Genomic DNA, 8,328 nt, shown 5'->3' with positions numbered 1-8,328 from the left:
CGCGGGTCCGACGGGGTTGTTGCCCGAGGAGTTCGATCCGGTGAGCGAGCGGGCGTTGGGCAATCATCCGCAGGCGTACTCGCATTTGGGGTTGATCCGCTGCGCCCGCCTGCTGGACCAGGGCTGAGAGGCAGGGACGCGGGGTAGGGGCCGTCTCACCGGACACCGGTGAGACGGCCCCTGTCCGTTGTCCGGGTCAGCCGCGCACCCGCTCCGCGGCCAGGAGCACCACGCGCTCCAGTTCCTCGCGCGGCACGTCCTCGCCGTAGGCGATCGCCGTCACGTACAGCTCGCCGGGCAGGGACAGGTACAGGTGGCGCGTGCTCCCGTCCACCGTGCCCACGTATTCGAGGTCTCCGCCCAGGGAGTCGGCCTCGTCCGTGTGGTAGGTGTCGACGTCCACGTCGATGTCCACCTCCCAGTTCATCTCCTCCTCGGCACCCGGCACCGCCACCACGTCGGGGCTCAGGCTCGGGTCCACGTTGAGGGTGAACACCAGGGTGAACGTGGGCGCGCCCGGAGCCCCGGTGCCCTCGCTGAACGAGCAGGTCAGCTGCTCGGCATCGGCGAACCCGTCGACCTCGCGGCGGTCCTCCGCGAGCACGGTCCCCGGGGCCAGGTCGCCGACGACCTCCGCGGCGCCCGCCTCCGCACACGATTCCGGCAGCGCGTACTCCGCGGTGTCCTCCGGTTCCCCCTCTTCCTCTCCCGGGCTCGGACTCGCACTCGCCCCCGGACTCGGGGAGGCCTCCTCGTCCCCGGAGAAGAGGCTGAAGTCCGTGTCGAACTCGTCGAGATCGACGACGTCGCAGCCGACCAGCGCGAATCCGCCGATCACGACGGCGACGACGGCCGTGCCCAGGCACGACAGGGGGGAAGACGGGATCAGTCGCATGGGTGGCTTTCGGTTTTCGGGAGGGCGCCGGACGAAAGGGGACGCTTCCGGCGGGGGACACAGGGAAACTTAGCAACTCCCGGGCCCGCCCGGCACCGGACCCGCGTCGGCCCGGCCCCGGGAACGGGACGGGCGGCACCCCGGCCGGGGTGCCGCCCGTGGTCCGGCTAGAAGTTGATCATGTGCCCGGACAGGCCGTGCACGGCCTCCTTGACGGCCTCGCTCAGCGTCGGGTGGGCGTGGATGTTGCGCGACACCTCGTGAACGGTCAGGTCCCACTGCTGGGCCAGGGTCAGCTCCGGCAGCAGCTCGGTGACGTCGGGGCCGACCATGTGGGCGCCCAGGATCTCCCCGTACTCGGCGTCGGAGAGGACCTTGACGAACCCGCGGCTGTCGCCGAGGCCGTGCGCCTTGCCGTTGGCCATGAACGGGAACTTGGCCACCCGCACGTCGAAGCCGGCCTCGCGGGCCTCGTCCTCGGTGTAGCCGAAGCTGGCGACCTGCGGCTGGCAGTAGGTGGCGCGCGGGATGAACTTGTAGTCGATCTCCTGGGTCTCGGCCCCGGCGATCGTCTCCACCGCGACGATGCCCATCGCCTCGGCGGTGTGCGCCAGCATGAGCTTGGCGGTCACGTCGCCGATCGCGAAGATGTGCGGCACGTTGGTGCGACCCCGGCCGTCGATGGCGATGGCGCGCCGGTCGGTGAGCTCCACGCCGGTCTTCTCCAGGCCGTAGCCCTCGACGTTGGGCGCGAACCCGATGGCCTGGAGCAGCTTGTCGGCCTCCAGGACCTTCTCGTCGCCCTCGGGGGTGGTGACGGTGACCTTGACGTTGTTCCCGGTGTCCTCGACGCTCTCGACGCGGGTGGAGGTCAGGACCTTCACGCCGAGCTTCTTGTAGGCCCGGCCGAGCTCCTTGGAGATCTCCGGGTCCTCCAGCGGGACGAGGCGGTCGAGGAACTCGACGATGGTGACGTCCACGCCGTAGTTGGCCATGACGTAGGCGAACTCGACACCGATGGCACCCGCGCCGGCGATGATGACGCTGCCGGGGAGTTCGGATTCGAGGATCTGCTCCTCGTAGGTGACGACCCGCTCCGACAGCTCCGTGCCGGGCAGCAGCCTGGTGGAGGAACCGGCGGCGATGACCGCGTTGTCGAAGGTGACGGTCTCAGCGGCGCCGTCCTCACCCGCGACCTCGATGGTGTGGTCGTCGATGAAGGTGCCGTGTCCGTCGATCTCGGTGATCTTGTTCTTCTTCATCAGGAAGTGAACGCCCTTGACCCGGCCGTCCGCGACCTCACGGCTGCGGCTGAACGCCTTGCCGTAGTCGAACTCGACCTTGCCCTCGGTCTTGATACCGAAGACGTCGGCCTCGTTGGTGAAGAGGTGCGCCAGCTCGGCGTTGCGCAACAGGGCCTTGGAGGGGATACAGCCCACGTTGAGGCACACGCCGCCCCAGTACTTCTTCTCGATCACGGCGGTCTTGAGACCGAGCTGAGCGGCCCGGATCGCGGCGACGTAGCCGCCCGGACCGGCGCCGAGGACCACCAGATCGAAGTGTCGCTGTCCCATGACGGGATCTCCTTGAGTGTGCTCGTGACTCACCCAGCGCGTTCGGCCTGCCGGGATGTCGGATTGCCGAACGCCAGCCTAGTCGGGTCGGTGCCCCCTGTGGGCGACCCTCCGCTCCCTCCGTCGCGAACGGGCTGTTCACGAACGTGTTCCGACCGGTCCCCGGGGGACGCCGGGCCGCTCCCGGTCGCGGGTGCGGGTCCGGCGCGAGGAGTCGGGCGGGGTGCGGGACGCCGGGTGGGGGCACGGACCGGGCCGACCACGACGACGTCCGGGCGCGGCCCGCTCCCGGAGCGGGATGTCCCGGGTGGGGCGCCCTGGAGGGGCCGTCGAGTTCGGCTCAGTGGTCCTCGATGTCGAACTCGACGACCACCGGTTCGACATCCGCCTCCAGGCGTTCCCGTTCCGCGTCGACGCAGGCCTGGTCGCACGGGTTGTGCAGGGGCGGGCGTTCCTGCGGGGTGGTGAGGATGCCGTGGAGGATCTCCTTGCGCGGGTCCTCCCCCGTGCCCCCGTTCGTGGTGCCCGTCGGGACGGTGCCGTCGGCGGACGCGCCGTTCGTCCCGCCGCCACCGGCCGGCGGCTCCGCCTCGCCGCCGGGCGCGGGGTCGGTGGCCGTCTCCTGTGCGGTCTCCTCGGCGGGGTCGGCGATCAGGGAGGTGGTGCGCCGCTCACCTGGGTCCCGCGCGGTCTCGGCGGCGGAGACGTCCGGGGAGGTGGTCGCGGGGGTGAACGCGTCGGCGATCTCCACCCCGGCGTAGGCGACACCGCCCACGACCAGACCGGCCGCGGCGATGAGGGCGACGCGCGCCGGCCACGGGTTCGGCCGTGCCCGGGGGGCGGGGGTGTCGGGGCTCTCCGGGTCGGAGGCGATGACGGGGTCGGGCACTGGGAACTCCTGGGAGGGGGAGAACAGGGGGATGTGGGACGTGTCGGAACGCGCCCCCGGGGGTCGAGGGCCGGTCCCGCCCGCACGGGCCGGGGCGCCCGGAGGGACGGAGCCGCGGAGCCACGGAGCCGACCGCGGCCGGTTCCGCGCCGTCCGGCACGGAGGGCCGGGCGGGTCGGTCAGGCGGACGGATCCGGTGCGGGCGGCGGCGGCCACTTCCACTCGGGCGCCCACGCCCAGCTCTCCGACACCCCCGGCGGGAGCGGTGGCATCAGATGGGCGCCGGGCGGGCGACCGTCGTCGGGCGGCAGGGAGCCCCGGGGTTCCGGTGCCGGCTCGGCGGCCCACGGGTCGGAGGACGAGCGGACCGGCCACGATCCGGAGGACGGCTGCGCGGTCCACGGCTCGGGTTCGAGTCCGGACTCGGGGGTCGACGGGGACGACCACGGCTCGGACGACGCCTGGAGAGGCCACGGTTCGGGCTCGGACGCGGGTTCGTCGACCCACCCCACGGCCTCGCGCGGGTAGGCCTCCGCCCACGGCTCGGCACCGCCCTCGGGGTCCGTCTCCTCGGAGGCGACCGTCTCCGCGTCCAGGGCCGAGAACGTCGACGACATCGGCCCCGAGTCGACCTCCTCGAAGTGCGCCGCCACACCGAAGTGGCGGGGCGGCCGGTGCGACCCGGTGTCGCCGTGGTCGATCTCGGGCGCCAACGGGTGGCGCACCGAACCGGCCGGATGCATGCGCGACCACCATGCGGTGGCCTCGTCCGGGTGCAGTTCCTCAAGGATCGTCAGACCACCGGGGATCTGGGGGTGACGGCGTCCCGCCCGCCACGAGTGGGTGAGCGTCTGCGGTTCCAGGACCAGCACCCGCTCCCCGTCCACGAAGGGGATGTCGGCGGGGCACGCCTCGTTGCCGACCCACGTCCCGTCACCGCCGACCAGATCCCATTCGCCGCGCACGACGTCGGCCAACGGGTCCGGCTGGGCGTCCAGACAGGCCGCCGTCCACCTGGGGTCGGGACGGTCGCCGGCGAGCCTGCGCCCTTCCTTGCCGATGAGGGCGTCGGCCAACAGGGTGTGCAGCTGGAAGTTGTCGCCGATGCCGTCGAAGCGGACCCGGAACCCCCGCCAGGAGGACCGGTCCAGCACCAGGACCATCTCCGCCTCGGCCATCCGCAGGAGTTCGCCGACCTCGGTGAACTCGGGCAGACGGGTGGACAGCGCGTGCACGATCTGGCCGAGCCCCTCCAGGGCGCCGGCGTCGGAGCGCACGGCCGCCCGGACCCGGGAGTCACCGAGCATGGCCTTCGCGGCGAGGCCGTACCGCAGGGAGGTCCACCAGCCCACGGTGGCCAGGGGCGCGTTCTCGCCCAGGACCTCCTCGACCCGTTCCTCCTCGGCCTCTCCGACTTCGAGGGGGGACGGCGGCGTGCCGCCGCCGGTCTTCTCCCAGGCGTGCATGAACGCGACCGCGGCCTGACCGTAACTGCCGAGTTGGCGCAGCACCTCCAGACCCACCTGTCCGGCGGGGGCGCCGGCCTCCACCAGGGCACCGGCCAGGACCGCGAGGTCGGCGGCGATGCCCGCCACGGATTCGCAGTCGGCCAGCACCGGGGCCAGCGCCTCCATGGCGGAGCTCAGCTCCTCCTCCGGCACCTGCGAGGAGAGCCGGAAGACGTCGTGCACGGCCCCGGAGAACCCGGGCGCCTGTTCGGCCGCGGTGTCGAGCACGCGTTGGAACGCGGCACGGAACTCTTCAGTCACCCGAGAATCCTTCCATATACACCCGTATTGTCCGTGGTCCGGATGCATACGTCCACATCAGGGCACTGATGAACGATAGGCGCGGATGGGGAGGACTCAGACCTCGGCGAATCGGACCCCGTGTCCCCCGGGTTCCAGGAAGGCCAAAGTGCGCTCGCCTTCGGCGACAACGGCGTCCCGGTCGACGCCGTTGATCGGCGCGAACGGGGTCACCTCCATGTGGGGGACGGCGCCCTTGCCGCGCACGACCTTCCAGGCGGCGCGCACGAATCCGTCCACGAGCACCGTCGCCGGTGGCATGCCGTTGCGCGAGGCGAGACGGGATCGGTACTCGTCGGGCAGGACCCGGCTGCGGTCGAAGTGGCCGCGCAGCACGTTGTCGAAGTCGTAGAGGAACCGCACCGGGGCGGTGACGTCCTCGCCGGGCCGGGGGGCCTCGGGCAGGTCGAACAGCACGGTGCCGTCCTCCGCCCGCAGTTCCACCAGCCGATCGCGCAGGCCGTCGAAGACCCGCTTGAGCCTGGTGAGCGAGGACCAGGCCTGGACGTCCTTGACACTCGCGGGGCCGAACGCCGCCAGGTAACGCAGCACCAGCGACTCGGGATCGGCGTCGGCGTCCATGGTCGACCCGGTCCAGGTCTCGGCGGGCGCGAACGCGGGCGAACCGTTGGCGCCCCACACTCCGCGCGGGGGGATCTGCACCAACGGGAGCCGGTCCTTGACCGCCTGGGCCAGATGGTCGCCGTTCACCTCGGGCCAGCGCTCCTCCAGACGTTCACCGAGTTCCCGGGGGGTCATCGGGCGGGCGAGGAGGAGTTCGTACCCGGCGCGGGCGATGGCGTCGAGGTCCATGCCGCGGGTGGCCTGGCCGTGTTCGCTGCCCGAGAAACCGCGATCGATGGCGGGTTGCACGGTGGGACGCAGGATCCGGCAGTCCCGAGGGGTGACGAGGTGGATGGTGCCGCGCATGAGGGTGATCCGCACCAGGTCGCCGTCGGTGAGCATCCGACCGACGGCGTGGGGGTCCAGGCCGTCGATGCGGTTCTCCAGGCCGAGGTACCAGGTGTGGGTGGTCTGGGCCTGGAGGCCGACCAGGTGGGTGACCACGTCCTCGACGGAACGGTCGGTGCGGGCGAGGAGGAGCTGGCGGTCGAGCGTGGCCCGATTCAGCGCGCGGGTGCTGAGGACGGTCCCGGCCATGGCTGGCTCCCTCGACGGACTCGGCAACGGGGGTTCCCCGGCACTGTATCGGTCGAATCCGACATTCCTCGTCTCACGGACGCATGGGTCCCCACGTCCCCTACCCGTGCCCCCGGGCCCGTTCCCCGCGTGGCGCACCGGTGGACCCCACGCCACGGACCGGCCGAAGGAACGGGCCGGCCGGACGTCACGCGGTGAGGAGAGCGCGCACCGCGCGATCGGTTCCACACCGGTGAGGGCGGACGAGACCACCGCCGACCGCCCCGGCCCGGAAAGAGACCCTGTGGACAACGGCCTCGCGTCTCCGTTCTCCGGCAAGCTGAGGGCATGAACGTGGACGAGGTGTTCGAGTGGCGGGGACGAAGGATCGCGTGGGGCAGGCGGGGCGAGGGACCGCCCGTGGTCCTGTGCCACGGCACGCCGTGGTCCTCCCGGCTGTGGTCGCCCTTCGCCGACGCGCTGGCCCGGGACTTCACCGTCCACCTGTGGGACATGCCCGGTTACGGCGCCTCCTCGAAGGACCCGGAACACCCCGTCGACCTGGGCGTGCAGGGTGAGGCGTTCGCGGCGCTCCTGGACCACTGGGGGCTGGACCGCCCACGTGTCATCGCCCACGACTACGGGGGCGCCGTGGCGTTGCGCGCCGCGCTCCTGCACGGCGCCGGGTACTCCGCCCTGTGCCTGGTGGACGTGGTGGCGCTGCGGCCCTGGGGATCGCCGTTCTTCACCCTGGTCAAGGAGAACGCGGAGGTCTTCGCGCTCCTCCCCGACGCCGTGCACGAGGGCGCCCTGCGCGCCTACATCTCCGGTGCGGGCCATCGCGGTCTGCGCGACGACGACCTCGACACGCTCGCCGCCCCGTGGCTCGGCGGGGAGGGGAAGGCGGCGTTCTACCGGCAGATCGCCCAGGCCGACGAACGCTTCACCGAGCAGGTGGAGCCACGGTTGGCCGACCTGTCGTTCCCGGTGCACATCGTCTGGGGCACCGAGGACACCTGGATACCCGTCGACCGCGCCCACCGCCTGCACGCGGCGATCCCGCACAGCACACTGTCGCTCGTCCCCGGGGCCGGACACCTCATCCAGCTCGACGCACCGGTCGCCCTCGCCGACGAACTCCGCCGCTGGCTCTCTCCCCGACCACCCGCCGGGTGACCGCGTCCCGACCGCGCATCACCGAAGGAGCACACGCCCACGAACCGGCACACCCGCACACTTCCGGCTCTTCTCGGATGCCACCGCCGTGAGAACGGGGCGGACGCTCGGGGGTCAGTGGTGGGCGGAGCGGGGGTCGGGGGCGAGAGCGCGGAGGGTGCGCAACGTGCGCACCAGGTAGAGGATCGCCTCGGCGTCCTCGGCCGTGCCTTCGGCGAGGTCGTAGACCATCTCCAGGGACGCGATCACCTCGCACAGGGTCGGCTGCGCGATCGGCCACTCCCAGCCGGTCGTCCGCTCGCCCGTGTCCCGCCGTCCCTCCTGCAACATGAGCAGTGCCTCGTACACCGAGGCCGGATCGGTTCTCACCACGTCGGACCTCCCACCGGGACGTCTCTCGCCCCCTCACGCACGGAGGACCCCACCGGACACGGATGCGACATCGGATTGACCGACGTCCACGAACACGCCTGCGCCGGACAGGTCCAGTAGCCGTCCGCCGTCTCCTCGCCCGGGACCGCCACCGTTCGGGTGCCCGCCCGCGGTCCGCGCAGGCGGACGGTCAACGCCCGGCGCGCCGGGACGGCCCCCTGGACGAGGTGACCGCTCTCCTCCTTCGGCGCCCGCCGATGCGCGCCGCCGCTCCCCCTTCGAGACACCGGAAGCCGCGGACTCGTCCCGTCACGACCGATTCCGCGTTCCGCCTCCCTCAACCGTTCCACGAGCCCCTCCGGGGTGGGCGCGCCCTGCCAACGGACCGCTTCACTCCCCCGGTAGAACGCCACGTACGCCCGGAGCGCCGGGGCCCACATCACCGTCCACCACGGCCCCGCCTCGGCGTCGAGC

Annotated in this window: 8 protein-coding genes; 2 read left to right on the top strand and 6 right to left on the bottom strand. The window is 72.1% G+C overall.

What is annotated here, in order from left to right:
- Positions 1-16: 16 nt before the first annotated feature.
- Entirely contained in the window at positions 17-127 is a 111-nt protein-coding gene (locus tag RM479_RS27660; RefSeq protein ID WP_449590059.1) for a hypothetical protein, read from the top strand.
- A 69-nt stretch (positions 128-196) separates the two neighbouring features.
- On the opposite strand, the gene RM479_RS26270 is transcribed toward RM479_RS27660, so the two are convergent.
- From RM479_RS26270 to RM479_RS26250, 5 genes are all read right to left on the bottom strand, one after another.
- Positions 197-895 carry a hypothetical protein gene (locus RM479_RS26270; protein ID WP_274812915.1) on the bottom strand — a complete coding sequence of 233 codons (699 nt, stop codon included), beginning with the start codon at positions 893-895 and terminating at the stop codon, positions 197-199.
- 167 nt (positions 896-1,062) lie between these two features.
- Positions 1,063-2,469: a dihydrolipoyl dehydrogenase gene (gene lpdA, locus RM479_RS26265; RefSeq protein ID WP_311514370.1), complete on the bottom strand. Its 1,407-nt coding sequence runs from the start codon at positions 2,467-2,469 to the stop codon at positions 1,063-1,065.
- 340 nt (positions 2,470-2,809) lie between these two features.
- On the bottom strand, positions 2,810-3,358 hold the full coding sequence (locus tag RM479_RS26260; RefSeq protein WP_311514369.1) for a hypothetical protein: 549 nt from the start codon (positions 3,356-3,358) through the stop codon (positions 2,810-2,812).
- 179 nt (positions 3,359-3,537) lie between these two features.
- Positions 3,538-5,127, bottom strand: a complete 1,590-nt coding sequence (locus RM479_RS26255) for a hypothetical protein (protein WP_311514368.1) — start codon at positions 5,125-5,127, stop codon at positions 3,538-3,540.
- Positions 5,128-5,223: 96 nt separating this feature from the next.
- Positions 5,224-6,327 (bottom strand): winged helix DNA-binding domain-containing protein, encoded by a 1,104-nt coding sequence (locus RM479_RS26250; protein ID WP_311514367.1) that lies wholly within the window; start codon positions 6,325-6,327, stop codon positions 5,224-5,226.
- Between the two features lie 327 nt (positions 6,328-6,654).
- Here RM479_RS26250 and RM479_RS26245 point away from each other — a divergent pair, with 327 nt between their 5' ends.
- A complete protein-coding gene (locus tag RM479_RS26245) occupies positions 6,655-7,482 on the top strand; it encodes an alpha/beta fold hydrolase (RefSeq protein ID WP_311514366.1) in 828 nt (275 codons plus the stop codon).
- A 114-nt stretch (positions 7,483-7,596) separates the two neighbouring features.
- On the opposite strand, the gene RM479_RS26240 is transcribed toward RM479_RS26245, so the two are convergent.
- Positions 7,597-7,854: a hypothetical protein gene (locus tag RM479_RS26240; protein ID WP_311514365.1), complete on the bottom strand. Its 258-nt coding sequence runs from the start codon at positions 7,852-7,854 to the stop codon at positions 7,597-7,599.
- Between the last annotated feature and the right edge of the window lie 474 nt (positions 7,855-8,328).

The organism is Nocardiopsis lambiniae, from assembly GCF_031845465.1.
GTDB lineage: Bacteria > Actinomycetota > Actinomycetes > Streptosporangiales > Streptosporangiaceae > Nocardiopsis > Nocardiopsis lambiniae.
This window is presented reverse-complemented; position numbering and strand designations above follow the sequence as displayed.